The organism is Mesorhizobium sp. M5C.F.Ca.IN.020.29.1.1 (assembly GCF_003997375.1).
Taxonomy (GTDB): domain Bacteria; phylum Pseudomonadota; class Alphaproteobacteria; order Rhizobiales; family Rhizobiaceae; genus Mesorhizobium; species Mesorhizobium wenxiniae.
In genome coordinates, this window is sequence record NZ_RZSW01000074.1 from 1 (window position 1) to 16,699 (window position 16,699).

Below are 16,699 nucleotides of genomic sequence, written 5' to 3' on the forward strand. Positions count from 1 at the left end.
GGGGCACGGCGCCGGCCGGCATTATCCTGCAGCGGCCCGACCCGATTCTGGCCGTCGGCGCCATCGTCGCCGAGTTTCTCTACGATGTCAGCATGCCGCTGGTCGTCTGCGACATATCAGGCATTGTTTCCGGCGACCGGATCGCGATCGGCCTTGGCGAGGATGCGCAAGCGATCGTGAGCAGGATCCAGCCGGCCATCGGTCCCGCCGCGCCACGTCGCCAATAGGCCGCAGCCAGCGTCTCGTCGCGGCCGAGCCCCAGCGTGCTGCGCCAGTGTTCGCGAACGATCCTCGCGGCAGCCGCTTCCGCCGCGAACCCAGCCGAACGCCGAACCGTTTGCATGCGGAGGAGATCCCGGTCCTCCTCGTCCCGAAGACAACAGCCCGCACGGCATCGAGCTCAGATTACCCTGATCGCCGCAGCGCCACAGCCTCAATTGCTGGCGCGACCTCTGTTATCCCGGAAGTTCCGTTCAGATCTCCGGGATGCTTTCCCTGAAGATCACCTGCAGCCTCGGCTGGTGCAGCTCGTAAGGCAAGCCCCTGACCGCATGGGTCAAGGTGTTGAGCGCTTCGCGGGCTTCGACGCGCGGGTTCTGGTCGATGACTGCGTCGAGCGTGCCGTCGAGCAGAAGCTCTTTGGTGCCTTCCGTCACCTCGTGGCCAAGGAACACGGTCGACAGTGCGCGCCCACGCTCCTTAAGCGCGCGAGCGATGCCGGTGTTGCCGGCACCGACATTGTAGATCGCGGCCAGGTCCGGATGCCGGTCCAGCAGGGCGGAGGCCTCCGCATAGGCCTTTTCCCGGTCGTCCAGCATCTCGCGCATCTCGACGATCTGCAGATTGGGCGATTCTTCCGTGAGGATGTGGCGGAACCCCATCTCGCGTTCCTCATGGCCGCGATAGGAGAGCGAGCCGGCGAACAGTGCGACCTTGCCCGGACGATCAGCGCCCATGAAGCGATTGAGCAAATAGCCGGCGAGGCGCCCGGCGGCGCGGTTGTCGATGCCGATATAGGCGACCCTCGGCACATGCAGGATGTCGGACGCGATGGTGACGACCTTGACGCCGCTGGCCGACAGCGAGCGGATCGCCTCGCGGACGGTCGGATGGTCGAGTGCGATGACACCCACGCCTTGCGTCTGGCCGTGCAAGTCCTGCAGCAGGCGGGCGAGCCGGTCGGGATTGAAGCCTTCGATCGTGGCGACGCGCACATCGAGGTCCGGTCGCGACTGCGCTTGCGCCTCGATATGCCGGTGCAGCATCTTGATGAAGGAATTGGTGCCGGCGGGCAGCGCGAAGTCGAGCCGCATGACATCGCCGCGCAGCGCGGTGCGCGTGGTCGGGCCGTTCGAATTTTCAGCGATGTAGCCAAGCCGCTGCGCAGTCTCCAGCACGACTTCGCGGGTGCGCGCCCTGACCCCGGCGCGGTTGTTGAGCACACGGTCGACCGTGGCGGCTGAAACGCCGGCTTCCCGGGCTATGTCAGTCAGGGTGGACCGCACTGTCGATCACCTCATGCTTGTGCGCTACAGGCGCATCAAAAATCGCGGATTGATGGATCGGACGACGGCTTCATCCCCATCCGCGATTCTGATGGGAAATGATGTATCCGGCCTTGGCCGATGCGCAAGCCGGTGGGCTACACCAAATCGTCGAGCCGTGTCGAAAAAGGTCGGCGCGGCACACGGTCCCCTCAAATTCAGGCAGTGAGTGTGGTGTGATGATGTTGGTGGACGGCATTTTTCCTCCCCTTGCGGTGGTATGATGTATTTTGAGTATTTATGATGTTGACAGCCTTCCCATAGTGCCGTCAATATCCATCATGGGCCGTGGAGGAACAAGGCCCGAGGGAGGACTTCCAATGTCTGATATGATCGGCATGTCGCGGCGCCGTTTGCTGGCGTCCGGTGGAAAGGCGGCCGTGCTTGTTGCCGCCGCAGGTATTGCACCGAAATTCATCCGTCCCAGCCGCGCCTATGCAGCCGATGCGCTCGCGCCGGGCATGATCGGCGGCCCGACGGGCTTCGACGGCTCGGAGCGTTATCAGTATGGGCCTGATACGCCGGAAGGCCGCGCCATCGAGGCGGCAAAGGCGATGAAGGGCGCCGGCAAGGCGCCTGCCAAGATCGTGCTCGGCCTGTCCGACGGCTCGATCGGCCAGTTGACGCAGCCATTTCCTGCCGGCGCGCCCTCGATCAAGGACCTGTGGGAGAAGGAGACCGGCATTCCGCTCGAGATCGTCGGCGTGCCGAATGGCCAGGAGTTCACCAAGACGATGCAGGACGTCTCCACCAAGGGTGGGGCCTATGACATCTACGCGGTGGAATGGAACCGTCTCGGCGATCTCGCCGAAACCGGCGGCATCCTGAAGCTCGACGACTTCGTCGCCCAGTACAATTCGGAATGGGACGATCCCGAGCGCGGCTATGTCAACGGCGCCAAGGGCGTCTCGCTGCTCAACCAGTATCGCGGCTCGACCTATGGCGTGTCGCTGGATGGCGATTTCCAGACCTGGGTCTACCGCACCGATTTGTTCGGCGACGCGGCCGAAAAGAAAGCCTTCTCCGACAAGCATGGCTACGAATTGGCGCCGCCGAAGACCTGGACGCAGCATGACGAGATCGCGGCCTTCTTCCAGCGCCCGGACAAGGGCTTGTTCGGCTCAACCGATCTGCGCAACCAGGGCTGGGGCTATACCAATTGGTATCAGCGTTATGTCTCAATGGCTTCGCCCAATCAGTTCCTGTTCGACGAGACCGGCAAGCCGCTGATCAATTCGGAGCAAGGCATCGCTGCGACCAACGAGTACATCGCCTCGCTGGCCCATCATTCGCCGGACGCGATCTCCTGGGGCTGGCCGGAGCAGTACGGCAATTTCGCCAAGGGCGGCGCCGCCATGACCTGCGCCTTCTCCAACCTGCCGAAATTCCTCGACAATGCCGGTAACAAAGATTCGCAGGTCACCGGCAAGATCGGCTCGATGCTGCCGCCCGGCCGCGAGATCGACGGGAAGCTGATCAGCCGTTCGGTGCTGTGGCTGAACCTCTCGGCTTCGGTCTCCTCGCAGGCCAAGAATCCGGAGGCCTGTTACCTGTTCCTGCAGTGGCTGGGATCGAGCCGGATCTATGCCTGGATGACCGCCAATCCTGGCGGCTATTTCGATCCGTTCCGGCTGTCGGATTTCTCCGACCCGTTGGTCCGCCAGACCTATCACGCCTACCACATGGATGTGGTGCGCGAGACGGTCGCCCGCACCGTGCCGACCATCAACTATCCCGGCGCCACCGCCTTCCACAATGCGCTGGACGAGAACCTCGTCGCAGCACTTACCAAGGCCAAGACCGCCGAGCAGGCGATGGCCGACACCGAGGCCGAATGGAAGAAGATCGCCCGCCGCACCGGCGAGGAGAAGCTTCTCGAAGCCATCAAGACCAACAAGGAAGCCTGGCCTACTGTTCTCGATCCGGTCAGCTGATCCTGCTCCCTGAATCCGAATGGAGGGGAGGAGTGATTGCTCTTCCCCTCTGCAAACGATGACCCCAGCAAAGCTGCAAGATGAAGCGTTCCGTTCCTTTCGAAATATTCCGCTATGCAGCGATCCTTGCGGCCATGGCGGTGACGCTGGTGCCGATCCTGTGGATGGTGTCGATGGCCTTCAAGCCGATCGCCGAATGGTCGGCGACCGGCGCCCACCTGACCTGGTGGCCGAAGAACCCGACGCTCAGCAATTTCCGGTTCGTCTTCGGGGAATCGACCAACAATCTGATCGTCGCGCTCGACCGCACCGCGCTGAAACCGATCCTGTCGTCGCTGCTGTCGGCCACGTTCGGCACGGCAATCGCCATGTCGGCCGGCACGGCAGCCGCCTACGGACTGTCGCGCTTCGGCTCGGGCCAGAATCTGCCGCTGGCGCTGATCCAGCTTCGCCTGTTTCCGCCGATGGCGGTGATGACCCCGGTCATGATCATGTGGGCCTTCCTCAACTTCACCGACAGCTGGTGGGGACTGTCGCTGATCTACGGCATCGTCACGCTGCCTTTCGCCTTCTGGCTGATGAAGACCTTCTTCGACGACATGCCGCGCGAGATCGAGGAAGCGGCGCTGGTTGAGGGCTGTTCGCGGTGGCGCGTCTTCACCCGCATCACGCTGCCGATGATGCGCGCACCGCTGGCCAGCGCCGCGCTGTTCGTCTTCATTCTCAACTGGTCGGACTATCTGATCGCGCTGCTTCTGACGACGCGCGAATGGGTGACGGTCCCCGTCTACATGGCCTCGCTGTCCTCCTCGATGACGGGACAGCTCTACGGCGCCAAGGCGGCGCTCGGCCTTATTGCAGCGGTGCCGCCGGTCATCATGGGCGTCGCCATCCAGCGCCATCTGGTGCGCGGGCTGACCTTTGGGGCGCTCAAGCAATGAGCGCGGTGACTGCGACGATTTCGGAGGAAGTGATGAAGGCCGTCCAGGCAAAGCCGGCCTTGCGGGACGAAGGGGCAAAGCTCGGCTTCCGGCTGACGCTGCCGGCGCAGATCCTGGTGCTGTTCATCGCCGTCTTCCCGCTGCTCATGCAGCTCTATATTAGCCTGACCGACTGGTCGCCGCTGTCCGGCCTCGGCTGGTGGAACGCCTGGTCGCTGTGGAACAATTTCGCCAACTACACCGACCTTGCCGCCGACGCGCGCTTCTGGAGCGCGCTGAAGCGCACGGCCATCGTCATGATCATCTGCGTGCCTGCGGAATTCCTGCTCGGCCTCGCGCTCGCCACGCTGTTTGCCGACGAGTTTCCGGGCAGGCGGGTATTCTATTCGATCCTGCTGATGCCGATGATGGTGGTGCCGGCGGTGGCCGGCTACATGTTTTTCATGCTGTTCCAGTCGGGCGGCCCGGTCAACGACATCCTGTCGGCGCTATCAGGCTTTCCCGTCACGATCGCCTGGCTTTCGGACCCGACGCTGGCGCTCATCGCCGTCATGGTGGCCGACATCTGGCAGTGGACACCACTGATGTTCCTCATCCTGCTTGCCGGCCTGGTCGGCGTGCCCGAGGACCAGATCAAGGCGGCGACGCTGCTCGGCGCCAATCCCTGGCAGCGCTTCGTCACCATCGTGCTGCCGAAGATGAAGACGATCATGATCGTCGCGCTGGCGATCCGGGTGATCGAGAACTTCAAGATATTCGACACGCTCTACATCATGACCGGCGGCGGTCCCGGCGTCGCAACCGAGACGATCTCCGTCTACATCTACAAGCTCACCACCCAGGACCTGATCTGGGGCTATGTCGCGGCGATCGCGCTGGCCATCCTGATCGTGCTGTCCATCGCAGCGGTATTTGCCATGAAGCGCATGGCGCGGGCGCGGGAGGTGCTGGCATGAGCGCCATCCATCTGCAGAATCTGGTCAAGAAGTTCGGCGACTTCACCGCGCTGAAGACGATGGATCTGGCCATCGCCGACGGCGAGTTCATGGCGCTGCTCGGGCCGTCAGGCTGCGGCAAGTCGACGACCATGAACATGATCGCCGGCATGGAGGAGCCGACCAGCGGGAAGATCCTGTTCGGCGAGCGCGACATGACCGGCGTGCCGATGGGACGGCGCGGCGTCGGCTTCGTCTTCCAGAACTACGCGATCTTCACCCATATGAGCGTGCGGCAGAACCTCGCCTACGGCCCGAAAATGCGCGGCGCGCCAAAGGCCGAGATCGACCGTCGCGTCGGAGCCATTGCCGAGATGCTGCAATTGACGCCGCTGCTCGACCGCAAGGCCGACAGGCTGTCGGTCAACATATTGCAGCGCGTGGCGATCGGCCGTTCGGCGATTATGGAGCCGGCGATCTTCCTGCTCGACGAGCCGCTGTCCAATGTCGATGCGGCCTTCCGGGCGGTGATGCGGACCGAACTGAAGCAGTTGCAGCGGCAGTTCCGGCAGACCATGGTCTATGTCACCCACGACCAGCTCGAAGCGATGACCATGGCCGACCGCATCGCGGTGATGGACCACGGCGTGCTGCAGCAGGTCGGCACGCCGCTCGAGGTCTACAACGATCCGGCCAATGTCTTCGTCGCCCGCTTCATCGGTGCGCCGGGAATGAACCTGCTCAGAGGCAGGCCGGCGGAAAGCGACCGTGGGCTGGTCGTTGATCTCGGGCCGCTCGGTGTCACGCCGCCGCTGCCGGTCGAATTTACCGCCGCTGTGCGGGGCGTGCGGAGTGAGGTGCTCTACGGCTTCCGACCGGAGCAGGTGACATTGGCCGAAAGCGGCCGCGGCCTGTCGATGCCGGTGAATTTCGTCGAACGGATCGGCGCGCGTACCATTATCCATCTCGGCGACGGCGAGGCTGCGGTGAAGGCGGTGCTCGACAATGATGTGGGACTTTCGGTCGGGCAAACAGCTGTGATCGCACCGGCCGCGCAGTCGGTACGCGTCTTCGACGCCGCCACCGGCCTTGCCATGAAAGCGGGCTGAGACCATGGCCGATATCGTTTTCCGTAATGTGACGAAACGCCATGGCGCCACGATCGCCGTTGACGATGCCTCGTTCACGGTCGACGACAATGAGTTCTTCTGCTTCTTCGGTCCGCCGCTGTCGGGCAAGTCGACGATGCTGCGTCTGGTGCTCGGCTTGGAAACGCCTGACTCAGGCGAGATCCTGATCGGCGGCAGTCCGGTCAATACAATGTCGCCAGCCGAGCGCAACGTCGCCATGGTGTTCCAGAACCTGGCGCTGTTTCCGCATATGAGCGCGCGCGACAATGTCCGCTTCCCCTTGGTCGAACGCCGGGTCGCCGAGGCCGAAATCGAAAAGCGTGTCGCCGACGTCGCGGCCAAGCTGCATATCGGCCACATCCTGCACAAGCCGCCGGCGCAGCTTTCCGGTGGCGAGCGGCAGCGCGTTGCGATCGCCCGCGCGCTGGTGCGCGATCCCAATGCCTATCTGATGGACGATCCGATCTCGGCGCTCGACGCCAGGCTGCGCGAGGAGACGCGCGTCGAGCTGAAGCGCATCCAGCGCGAGCTCGGCAAGACGCTGATCTATGTCACCCACGACCAGGAAGAGGCGATGTCGGTTGCCGACCGCATCGCCATCCTGGAGAACGGCAGGATCAGACAGATCGGCGCGCCGGCCGAGATCTATGACCGGCCGGCGAGCACTTATGTGGCGCGGCTGCTCGGTTCGCCGATGATGAATATCTTGAAGTCGCTGCGCGGCGAGGGCGGCGTCGAGGCGGCTGAAGGCGCGATCCGTATCGCGGACAAGGCTGCTCCGGCCGATGCCGTCGAAATCGGGCTCAGGCCAGAAGACATCAAGGTGCGGCCCTGGTCGGATGGGGAAATATCGGAGGGTGGAGTCTCAGACGGGCGCGCGGGCCGCCGGGCGCGAGTGTTCGAGGTCGAGCCGCTCGGCGGCTATACCGTGGTGACACTCGCTGCCGGGCAGGCGCGCCTCAGGGCACTGCTGCGCGGCCAGCCGGATATCAGGCCGGACGCGATGGTGGCGATATCCTGCGAGCCCGGCCGCGTGCATTATTTCGGGCAAAGCGGGGCAGCGCTGGGACGATGACAGCGGCCGCAAGAAACGAGCATCGGGAGAAAGACATTGACGAGCAAAGACTTCGAGCCGGACGTTAAAGTCCGCACCAGGGAGTACAAAATCGGCTGTGTCGGCGCCGGCATGATCATGGCCGAATGCCATCTTGCCGCATACAAGGACGCCGGCTTTCCGGTGGTGGCGATCGCCTCGCGGACCAAGGCCAGTGCCGAGAAGGTCGCCAAGCGCTGGGAGATCCCGACCGTCCACGACACGCCGGAACAATTGATCGAGGACGAAAACGTCGAGATCATCGACCTTGCCTTTCCGCCGGACCAGCAGCCGGCGCTGATCCGCCATGCGCTGAAGCAGAAGCACATCAAGGCGGTCCTGGCGCAGAAGCCGCTGGCGCTGTCGCTCAAGGATGCGATCGAGTTGCGCGACGAGGCGGCCAAGGCCGGCAAGATCCTCTCGATCAACCAGAACATGCGCTACGATCAGTCGATGCGCGTGCTGAAGCAGATCATGGACAGCGGCGCGCTCGGTGACATCGTCTTCGCCCAGATCGACATGCATGCGATCCCCCACTGGCAGACCTTCCTCGAGGACTACGACCGGCTGACGCTTGCCAATATGAGCGTCCACCATCTCGACGTGCTGCGTTTTCTGTTCGGCGATCCCGACGAGATCACGACGCTGACCCGCAAAGATCCGCGCACGCGCTTCGACCATTCGGACGGCATCACTGTTTCGACGCTGCGGTTCCCGTCCGGCGTGCTCGCCGTTTCGCTGGAGGATGTCTGGTCCGGTCCGCGCCAGGAGGGCTACAAGGACGACCAGCACATCAACTGGCGCGTCGACGGCACAAAGGGCGTCGCCAAGGGCACGATCGGCTGGCCGACGGGCGCTGCCTCGACGCTGACCTATGCTTCGACCGAGACCACCGGGGGCGAATGGATGACGCCCAACTGGGACACGATGTGGTTCCCGCATGCCTTCATCGGCGTGATGGAGCAGCTCCAGCACGCGGTGAAGACCGGCACGCCGCCGGCGCTGTCCGTCGCCGACAACGTCAAGACCATGGCCCTGATCGAAGCCGGCTATCGCTCGATCGACGAGGGCCGCACGGTCAAGCTTTCCGAAATCTCGACAAACTCAATCAACTGAATCGCTTACAGGGAGGACTTCACATCATGATGCAGGCAGGTATTTTCACGGGCTATTTCCCGTACAGCCTCGAGGAAACCGCGCAGAAGATCCGCGCGCTCGATTTCAACACGGTGCAGCTCGACCTCCATTTTAAGGATGTTGACCTGTCGGCCGGGCAGATCACCAAGGAAAAGGCCAGGACGGTTCGCGACACGTTCCGCGCTCACAATCTGCCAGTGTGCTGCGTGTCGGGCTACACCAACATCATCCATCCGGACATAGGCGAGCGTGATAGGCGCGTCGGCTATCTCAAGGAGATCATCCGCAGTGCGCGCGATTTCGGCTCGCCTTACGTGATCTCGGAAACCGGCACCTACAACAGCGAGTCCGACTGGGTGCATCATCCCAAGAACAAGACCGAGGAAGGGTTCGAGGAATGCCGCAAGGTCATATCAGACCTTGCCCAGACGGCCTACGATCACGGCGCGGTCTTCCTGCTCGAAACCTATGTCAACAATGTCGTCGGCTCGGTCGAGGAAACGGTGAAGATGTTCGCGCAGGTCGATCATCCCGGCCTCGGCCTGTTGATGGATCCGACCAACTATTTCGAGACGCACAACCTCGACAAGATGGACCAGATCCTGAACCAGGTGTTCGACACGCTGACCGACAAGATCAGAATAGCCCATGCCAAGGACGTCAAGCGCTCGGGCGGTGACAAGTCGGAGAAGCACGCCGACATCGGCGACGAGGACGCGCTGGAGAGCCACACTTTCCGCGGTGTTGGCGAGATCGAGCTGCCGGCGCCAGGCCTCGGTTCGCTGAACTACGACCTCTATCTCAGGCGGCTGGCCGAAAAGCACCCGAACATCCCGGTTATCATCGAGCATCTTTCGGAAGATGACGTGCCGCGCGCCAAGAAATTCCTCGACAGCAAATTCCGCGCCAACGGACTGTGACGGCACGGTTCGGCTACCAAAAAAGGGAGGAAGAGAAATGTTGAAATTCGTGTCGAAACTCGCCGTTGCCGCGACCGTGCTCGCCGGCGTGACCATGGGCTCGGCGCTGGCGCAGGATGCTCAAAAGACGTTCTACCTGCTGTCGCATGGCGGCCCATCGGATGCCTTCTGGCTCGACTGGAATGCCGGCGCCACCAAGGCCTGCGACCAGCTCAAGGTGACCTGCAATATCTCCTTCAGCGGCGGCGACATGGCGGCGCAGAAGGAAGCGTTCAACTCGGCGCTCGCCGCCAAGCCCGACGGCATCGGCACCACCTCGGCGCAGCCAGGCCTGTGGACCGAGGAGGTCAAGGCGGCCAAGGCCGCCGGCATCCCGATCGTGTTCTTCAACACCGACGATCCGGCGACCGGACGGCAGGCCTATGTCGGCGCTGACCTCAAGGAGGCCGGCGCCATCTGGGCAAGATACCTGGTCGACCACAGGATGGTGAAGCAGGGCGACAAGGTGTTCCTGCCGGTCGAAGTGCCGGGAGCCAGCTACCAGCAACTCGAGACCGAAGGCATCGCCAGCGTGTTCGATCCGCTCGGCATCAAATATGACGTCGTCGATTGCGGCACCGATCCGGCCGGTATCATCGCCAAGATGACCGACTATATGGTGGCCAACAATCCGCCGGCGATCATCGCGCTCGGCGATTCCGTGGCGGCCAGCATCAAGCGGGTGTTCGACGGCGCTGGCGTGCCGGCTGGCAAAATCCCGGTCGTCGGCTGGGGCAATTCGAAGGAAACAGCCGAATCCGTCAAGGCCGGCTTCGTCAACGCAGCGGCCTGGCAGTTCCCTTCGGCACAGGGCTTCATGCCGGTTGCTTTGCTCGGGCTCGCCGCCTCGGGTGAGCCGATCGGCTACGACATCCACACGTTCAGCCTCTACGACGCCTCGAGCGTCGAACCGATCCTGAAACTCTACAACAAGTGATGGAAACTGACGTCCGCCGCGCAGGCGGCGGGCGTCACCCTGAGATATGGTCAAGCAGTCATGACAATCGCCGCAGAAGAGGAAATGCCGCGCTCCAAACGCAGGTCGAGCCTGATCCGCTCGCCGCAATTCTCTTCGCTCGTCATCCTGATTGTCCTGCTGGCGGTGTTCGCCGTTGCCGATGCCAACTTCCTGTCGCCGCTCAACATCTCCAACATGATGGCGTTCCTGCCCGAACTCGGCATCATCGCGCTCGGCATGACGCTGCTTCTCACCGCGGGCGAGTTCGACCTTTCGGTCGGAGCCGTGTTCGGGTTGGCACCGGTCGTGGTCATGCTTCTGGTGCAGAACGGCGGGTTTGAGATCGGCATCGCCCTGCTTGTCGGCCTGCTGCTCTGCATAGCGATCGGTGCGGTCAACGGGCTGATCGTCACCAAGATCGGCATCTCCTCCTTCCTGGTCACGCTGTCGATGCTGCTCGTGGTGCGCGGGGCTGCGCTCTACATCACGCAAGGCTTTCCGCTGAAATCCTGGGACCAGCCAGGCTTTTTCGTGACGCTGCTGGCCGGCAGCTTCAATATCGGAACGTTCCGTTTCTATACATCCTTGTGGTGGTTCATCGGCCTGTCGCTGCTGGCGATCTACGTCCTGCACTACGCCAAGCTCGGCAACTGGATAAGCGCCATCGGCTCGAACCGTAACGCTGCCGTGGCGCGCGGCGTGCCGGCCGATGCGGTCAAGGTCTGGCTGTTCATCCTGACGTCCGCGCTGGCCGGTCTCGCCGGCATGATCAGCGCGTTCCGCATCTCTGCCGCCTCGCCGGTGGCCGGCACCGGCTATGAACTCGAAGTGATCGCCATGGTGGTGGTCGGCGGCACGGCGCTGACCGGCGGGCGCGGCACGATCCTGGGCACGATCGTCGGCGCGCTGATGCTGCGCAGCATCCGCAACGGCATCGTGCTAATCGGCGTGCCGGGGCTCGCCTACAACATCTTCGTCGGCGTCATCATCCTTGCCATGCTCATCCTGCACGCTTTGCTGCAGAAGAATGCCGCCAGGAACTGACAATGGAAGTGCTTCGGTTGCAGAACCTGCAAAAGTCCTTCGGCAGCGTCCGCGCCCTGAAGTGCGCATCGTTCGCACTCAATGAAGGTGAAGTGGTGGCCTTGCTCGGCGACAACGGCGCCGGCAAATCCACCCTCATCAAGGCGATCTCCGGTGTGTTTCCCGTCGACCGCGGCGACATCTATGTGCGCGGCCAGAAAGTCTCGATCCGCTCGACGCGCGACGCGATGGATCTCGGCATCGAGACCATCCACCAGGACACGTCGCTGGCGCCGGACCTGAGCATCGCGCGCAATCTCTTTCTCGGTCGCGAACCGGTCAATCTGAAATGGCTGGGCGTGTTCGCGCCGCTCGATCTCGCCAAGCTGCGCGACGCCGCCGCGGCGCTGCTGAAGCGCGTCGGCATTTCGAAAAAGCTCGACGCCGATGCGCTGGTCAGCACGCTTTCGGGCGGCGAGCGCCAGTCGATCGCGATTTCGCGGGCGATGCAGTTCGCCGCCAAGGTCATCATCCTCGACGAGCCGACCAATAATCTCGGCGTCGAGGAAACACACGGCGTGCTGCGCTTCGTCAAGGAGGTGCGCGCGGCCGGCCATTCGGTGCTTTTGATCACCCACAACATCCATCACGTCTTTCAGGTCGCCGACCGCATCATCGTCATGCGCCGCGGCGAGATCGTCGCTGAGCAGACGGTTGCCGATACCGATCTGTTGACGGTGGAAAGCATCATTACCGGCGCCGATATGTCGGCCCTGCTCAAGGAGACGAGAGCGAAGTGAAGGAACTGGCCGTCACATGGTAGAGCTTTACGGCAAGACGCTGTCGCGCCGGCAGGTTTCGGAACGGTCCGGCATGCTGTCGCAATTCGCCGGCGTGCGGCTGATGACACTTGGCGACGGCGTGGAGCGCGGCATTCGCATGCTCGAATTCCGCACCGGCTCCGGCCTGCGTTTCACCGCGCTGGTCGATCGGGCGCTCGATATTGCCGATTGCGACTTCAAGGGCCAGGCGATCGGCTGGCATTCGCCGAGCGGCTTTCGCCATCCCGGTCTGCATGAGTACGAAGGCGAGGAGGGGCTGGCCTGGGCGCGTTCCTTCTCGGGCCTGCTGCTGACCTGCGGTCTCGACCATATATTGTTCATGAACGAGGTTCCCGCCGACAGCTACAATTATCCCCCGAAGAAAACGGTGCGCCATTCGCTGCATGGCCGCATCGGCACCATTCCGGCGCGCCTGACCGGTTACGGCGAGACCTGGGACGGCGACGGCTGCGTGCTGTGGGCCGAAGGCATCGTCCAGCAATCGACTGTGTTCGGCGAGGATCTGCATCTGCTGCGGCGGATCGAAGCCGATGTCGGCGGCAACGAGATCCGGCTTTCGGACCGGGTCTTCAATCACGGGTTCAGCCGGACGCCGCATATGTATTTCTACCACATCAATGTCAGCCATCCGGTGCTCGACGAGGGGTCTCGCTATCTGGCGCCGATCCGTGACGTTGTGTGGGCCGGGCATGCCGGCGAGCGCTACGAGGCGCAGAAGGTCGGCTACCGCACAGTGCCGGCGCCGCAATTGGGTTTCAAAGAGCAGGTCTGGCAGCACGAGCTTGGCGCTAACGGCGCCGGGGAAGTGCCGGTGGCGGTGGTCAACGACCGTCTTGGCCTTGGGCTGGAAGTCGTGACCCGCAAGGATCAGTTGCCTTGTGCCTATGAGTGGCAGAATTTCCAGGCAGGGCACTATGCGCTGGGCATCGAGCCGTCGACGCATCATGTGCTCGGCAATCTGGCGGCCCGAGAACGCGGCGAGATGATCTGGCTGGAGCATGGCGAGAGCCGCTCATACAATGCGGTGTTCCGGGTTCTCGATGGCACCGGCGACATCGCTGCCGCTGAAAGCCGGATCGCGGCGATCGCCCGGCAGCCGCAACAGGATTATCCGCTGCCGTCGGGCAATTTTCCGGTGCTCGGAGGCAGGTCGCGATAATGGCGAAGAGGATGCGAAACACCAGTTGGGAGGCTGAGTCCGATCGGAGCGGGGAGGGCTCTCGGGCCATCAGGATTTGGAGGTCACAATGGCTGGCACAGTGAAGCGCGACTACAGCCTGGTCGGCGAGAGCACACGCAGGGCGATCGAGACGGGGCTGGCTTCGGCCGAGTGGTATCACACCGACGTCTCCCGCAAGGCGATCAAGGAGTTGATGCAACGGTCGGATGGCCCGGCGATCCGCGACACGATCATCTGGATCGTCGCCATCCTGGGTTCAGCTGCCGGCGGCATTTATTTCTGGGGCACCTGGTGGTGCGTGCCGTTCTTCTTCGTCTATGGCGTCCTCTACGGCTCCTCCAGCGACTCGCGCTGGCACGAATGTGGTCATGGCACTGCCTTCCGAACGCGCTGGATGAATGATGTGGTCTACCAGATCGCCAGCTTCATGCTGATGCGCAATCCGGTGACCTGGCGCTGGAGCCATGCCCGCCACCACACCGACACCATCATTGTCGGACGCGATGCCGAGATCGCCGTGATGCGCCCGCCGGACCTGCTGCGCACCGCACTCGCTTTCACCGGTATCCTCGATTTTCGCTACTCGCTTCCGGCGCTGGTACGCCAGGCGTTCGGCAAACTGACGCCCGACGAGAAAAGCTACGTTCCCGAGATGGAACAGCCCAAGGCCGTCATCGCCGCGCGCTGGCATATCGTGATCTACATCGCGACCATCGCGGTCGCTCTTTACACGTGGTCGTGGCTGCCGCTGGTGCTGATCGGCGTGCCGCGCCTGTACGGCACCTGGCACATGGTGCTGACCGGCCTGCTGCAGCACATCGGCCTGGCCGACAATGTGGTCGACCACCGGCTCAACACCCGTACCGTGTACATGAACCCGATCAGCCGGTTCATCTACTGGAACATGAATTACCATGTGGAGCATCACATGTTCCCGATGGTGCCCTATCACGCGCTGCCCAGGCTGCACGAATTGATCAAGCACGATTTGCCTGAGCCGAACCCGTCGATGTGGCATGCCTATCGCGAGGTCTGGCCGGTCTTGCTCAGGCAGCTCAAGTACGAGGACTATTTCCTCAAGCGCGAACTGCCGCTGACGGCGCGGCCCTATCGTGGCGAGTTCCACGAGGTGAACATGTCGGCGGCCGCGGAATAAGGCACTGGGCACTGCCGCAATACAGATTTCAGGAGAAACAGAGATGGCCGATTGGGTCGAAGCGTGCGCCGTGGACGATGTCGAAGAAGAGGATGTCATCCGCTTCGATCATGGCGGCCGCACCTTCGCGATCTATCGTTCCCCTGATGACGAATTCTTCGCCACCGACGGGTTTTGCACGCATGAGAAGGCCCACCTGGCCGATGGGCTTGTCATGGACGACATCATCGAATGTCCCAAGCACAATGGCCGCTTCAATTACAAGACCGGCCAGGCCAAAGGGGCTCCCGTCTGTGTCAATCTGCAGACCTATCCGGTCAAGATCGAAGCGGGCAAAGTGATGATCCAGATCAATTGATCTGCTTTAATACACGCAACAAGGGGACCAAAATCGATGAGCCGTAAAAGACCCACGATCGCCGATCTGCGCGCCATGAAGGGCAAGCGGCAATTGACCATGCTGCGCGTGTTGACGATGGACGAGGCCGAGGCAGCCGAAAGAGCCGGGGTCGACATCGTCTCGGTGCCGCCGGAGCTGGTGCTCAACCCGCAATACCGCGATGCCGCACCCAGCCTGTTCACCATGCCGGGCGACAATTTCTACGAGATCGGCACAGCCGACGACTTCGTCCGCTGGGCGTTCCGGCTCTACAAGGCGAGCGCCGACGCGGTCTATTGCAGCGCCGGCTTTGCAACTGTCAAACGGCTGGCCGATGACAATATCCCGGTGATCGGCCATGTCGGACTGATCCCGTCGCGCGCCACCTGGACCGGCGGCTTCAAGGCTGTCGGCAAGACAGCCGACAGCGCCATGCAGATTTTCGAGGCAGTCAAGCAGTACGAGGCCGCAGGCGCGGTCGGCGCCGAGATCGAAGTGGTGCCGGTCGAGGTGGCCAATGCGATTTCGGAGCGGACCTCGCTGATCATGCTGTCGATGGGGGCGGGCACCGGCTGCGACGCGCAATATTTGTTCGCCGACGATATCCTTGGCCAGAACCGTGGCCACATGCCGCGCCACTCCAAAGTCTACCGCAATTTCGCCGCCGAATATGACCGCCTGCAGGCGGAACGCATCGCCGCATTTTCCGAATATGTCGCCGACGTGAACAGCCTGGCCTATCCCGAAGACAAGCATGTGGTGCATATGGACCCGGACCAACTCGGTCTGTTCATGGAGAAGATCGACGCCAGATAAAACGCGTCGGCTAGGACCTGCTCGACAATATCGTCAGCCGGCATATGCGACGGCCGGCGCTATGGCAGCCATGTTCCGGTAGCCAGCGCAGCGTAAAGCGCCTCCGCGTCAATACCGAGCGCTCTGTCTTCCCTAAGCGGCGCGACGAGGGCACGCACGGCTGCGTGAATTCCCGCTGTGCCCGGCGCCAGCGTCAGCCCGTCGCGCAGGTCGACGGCCTGTGCGGCGGCCATCAGCTCGAAGGCGATCAGCCGCTGCCACAGCACGATCATGTCGGCGCATTTCGAAACGGCCAGCGGTGCTTGCGTCGCATGGTCCTCAACGCCCTCCGAGACCTGCAGGAAGTCGAGCATCACCGGGTTGGCCCTGTGGCGGATGGCGGCGAGAATAGCACTTACTGTCTTTTGCAGCGGCACGAAGCCGGCCGAAGCGCCGCCGACCGGCGACAGATATTTGGGCAGGCCGTTGCGGCCTGAGCCGGTAAGCTGGATGAAGCGGGCAGCACAGGCGGCCGCACATTGAGCGATGGCAAGACTGAGCGTCTCGAAGGCAAGCGACAGCGACGGGGTGTGAAAATTGCCGGTCGACAGCACCGTGTCGTCGTCGCCCAGCACCAGCGGGTTGTCGGCGGCGGCGTTGAGCTCGATCTCGACAGCTTGCCTAGCCTGATCG

16 protein-coding genes and 1 pseudogene are annotated in these 16,699 nt (G+C 62.9%); 15 read left to right on the forward strand and 2 right to left on the reverse strand.

Annotation, left to right across the window (positions count from 1 at the left end; all coding sequences use genetic code 11):
• Positions 1-227, forward strand: a pseudogene (locus EOA85_RS08925) (DUF126 domain-containing protein); the annotation flags it as partial.
• A 246-nt stretch (positions 228-473) separates the two neighbouring features.
• Here EOA85_RS08925 and EOA85_RS08935 read toward each other — a convergent pair.
• A complete protein-coding gene (locus EOA85_RS08935; protein ID WP_127209138.1) occupies positions 474-1,505 on the reverse strand; it encodes a LacI family DNA-binding transcriptional regulator in 1,032 nt (343 codons plus the stop codon).
• A gap of 359 nt (positions 1,506-1,864) precedes the next feature.
• On the opposite strand from EOA85_RS08935, the gene EOA85_RS08940 reads away from it, so the two are divergent.
• The 14 genes from EOA85_RS08940 (at position 1,865) to EOA85_RS09005 (ending at position 16,027) form a co-directional block, all read left to right on the forward strand.
• Entirely contained in the window at positions 1,865-3,478 is a 1,614-nt protein-coding gene (locus tag EOA85_RS08940) for an extracellular solute-binding protein (protein WP_127209139.1), read from the forward strand.
• An 80-nt stretch (positions 3,479-3,558) separates the two neighbouring features.
• On the forward strand, positions 3,559-4,419 hold the full coding sequence (locus tag EOA85_RS08945) for a carbohydrate ABC transporter permease (protein ID WP_095518741.1): 861 nt from the start codon (positions 3,559-3,561) through the stop codon (positions 4,417-4,419).
• A complete protein-coding gene (locus EOA85_RS08950) occupies positions 4,416-5,375 on the forward strand; it encodes a sugar ABC transporter permease (RefSeq protein WP_127209140.1) in 960 nt (319 codons plus the stop codon). The genes EOA85_RS08945 and EOA85_RS08950 overlap by 4 nt, the downstream gene beginning before the upstream one ends.
• Positions 5,372-6,463: an ABC transporter ATP-binding protein gene (locus EOA85_RS08955; RefSeq protein WP_029351679.1), complete on the forward strand. Its 1,092-nt coding sequence runs from the start codon at positions 5,372-5,374 to the stop codon at positions 6,461-6,463. Before EOA85_RS08950 ends, EOA85_RS08955 begins: the two co-directional genes overlap by 4 nt.
• Positions 6,464-6,467: 4 nt before the next feature.
• Complete coding sequence (locus tag EOA85_RS08960; RefSeq protein WP_127209141.1) at positions 6,468-7,559, forward strand: ABC transporter ATP-binding protein; 1,092 nt, start codon at positions 6,468-6,470, stop codon at positions 7,557-7,559.
• A 36-nt stretch (positions 7,560-7,595) separates the two neighbouring features.
• Complete coding sequence (locus EOA85_RS08965) at positions 7,596-8,693, forward strand: Gfo/Idh/MocA family oxidoreductase (protein WP_127209142.1); 1,098 nt, start codon at positions 7,596-7,598, stop codon at positions 8,691-8,693.
• Positions 8,694-8,719: 26 nt separating this feature from the next.
• Positions 8,720-9,634 (forward strand): sugar phosphate isomerase/epimerase, encoded by a 915-nt coding sequence (locus EOA85_RS08970; RefSeq protein ID WP_127209143.1) that lies wholly within the window; start codon positions 8,720-8,722, stop codon positions 9,632-9,634.
• A 37-nt stretch (positions 9,635-9,671) separates the two neighbouring features.
• A complete protein-coding gene (locus EOA85_RS08975; RefSeq protein WP_127209144.1) occupies positions 9,672-10,610 on the forward strand; it encodes a substrate-binding domain-containing protein in 939 nt (312 codons plus the stop codon).
• Between the two features lie 60 nt (positions 10,611-10,670).
• Complete coding sequence (locus EOA85_RS08980; RefSeq protein ID WP_127209145.1) at positions 10,671-11,675, forward strand: ABC transporter permease; 1,005 nt, start codon at positions 10,671-10,673, stop codon at positions 11,673-11,675.
• On the forward strand, positions 11,672-12,454 hold the full coding sequence (locus EOA85_RS08985; protein WP_164759565.1) for an ATP-binding cassette domain-containing protein: 783 nt from the start codon (positions 11,672-11,674) through the stop codon (positions 12,452-12,454). Before EOA85_RS08980 ends, EOA85_RS08985 begins: the two co-directional genes overlap by 4 nt.
• 16 nt (positions 12,455-12,470) lie before the next feature.
• Positions 12,471-13,655: an aldose 1-epimerase family protein gene (locus EOA85_RS08990; RefSeq protein ID WP_127209146.1), complete on the forward strand. Its 1,185-nt coding sequence runs from the start codon at positions 12,471-12,473 to the stop codon at positions 13,653-13,655.
• A gap of 88 nt (positions 13,656-13,743) precedes the next feature.
• Positions 13,744-14,832: a fatty acid desaturase family protein gene (locus tag EOA85_RS08995; RefSeq protein WP_127209147.1), complete on the forward strand. Its 1,089-nt coding sequence runs from the start codon at positions 13,744-13,746 to the stop codon at positions 14,830-14,832.
• Between the two features lie 43 nt (positions 14,833-14,875).
• A complete protein-coding gene (locus EOA85_RS09000) occupies positions 14,876-15,190 on the forward strand; it encodes a MocE family 2Fe-2S type ferredoxin (protein ID WP_127209148.1) in 315 nt (104 codons plus the stop codon).
• A gap of 36 nt (positions 15,191-15,226) precedes the next feature.
• Positions 15,227-16,027, forward strand: a complete 801-nt coding sequence (locus tag EOA85_RS09005) for a 3-methyl-2-oxobutanoate hydroxymethyltransferase (protein WP_127209149.1) — start codon at positions 15,227-15,229, stop codon at positions 16,025-16,027.
• 59 nt (positions 16,028-16,086) lie between these two features.
• Here the strand turns inward: EOA85_RS09005 and EOA85_RS09010 are convergent.
• On the reverse strand, positions 16,087-16,699 hold a 613-nt coding region (locus EOA85_RS09010), incomplete at its 5' end, for an aromatic amino acid lyase (RefSeq protein ID WP_164759563.1).

Excerpts from the sequence above, each read along its gene's own strand:
- EOA85_RS08975 (WP_127209144.1), top strand. The coding sequence starts at position 9,672 with ATGTTGAAATTCGTGTCGAAACTCGCCGTTGCCGCGACCGTGCTCGCC.
- EOA85_RS08955 (WP_029351679.1), top strand. The coding sequence starts at position 5,372 with ATGAGCGCCATCCATCTGCAGAATCTGGTCAAGAAGTTCGGCGACTTC.
- EOA85_RS09005 (WP_127209149.1), top strand. The coding sequence starts at position 15,227 with ATGAGCCGTAAAAGACCCACGATCGCCGATCTGCGCGCCATGAAGGGC.
- EOA85_RS08940 (WP_127209139.1), top strand. The coding sequence starts at position 1,865 with ATGTCTGATATGATCGGCATGTCGCGGCGCCGTTTGCTGGCGTCCGGT.
- EOA85_RS08945 (WP_095518741.1), top strand. The coding sequence starts at position 3,559 with ATGAAGCGTTCCGTTCCTTTCGAAATATTCCGCTATGCAGCGATCCTT.
- EOA85_RS08995 (WP_127209147.1), top strand. The coding sequence starts at position 13,744 with ATGGCTGGCACAGTGAAGCGCGACTACAGCCTGGTCGGCGAGAGCACA.
- EOA85_RS08970 (WP_127209143.1), top strand. The coding sequence starts at position 8,720 with ATGATGCAGGCAGGTATTTTCACGGGCTATTTCCCGTACAGCCTCGAG.
- EOA85_RS08960 (WP_127209141.1), top strand. The coding sequence starts at position 6,468 with ATGGCCGATATCGTTTTCCGTAATGTGACGAAACGCCATGGCGCCACG.
- EOA85_RS08990 (WP_127209146.1), top strand. The coding sequence starts at position 12,471 with ATGGTAGAGCTTTACGGCAAGACGCTGTCGCGCCGGCAGGTTTCGGAA.
- EOA85_RS09000 (WP_127209148.1), top strand. The coding sequence starts at position 14,876 with ATGGCCGATTGGGTCGAAGCGTGCGCCGTGGACGATGTCGAAGAAGAG.
- EOA85_RS08950 (WP_127209140.1), top strand. The coding sequence starts at position 4,416 with ATGAGCGCGGTGACTGCGACGATTTCGGAGGAAGTGATGAAGGCCGTC.
- EOA85_RS08980 (WP_127209145.1), top strand. The coding sequence starts at position 10,671 with ATGACAATCGCCGCAGAAGAGGAAATGCCGCGCTCCAAACGCAGGTCG.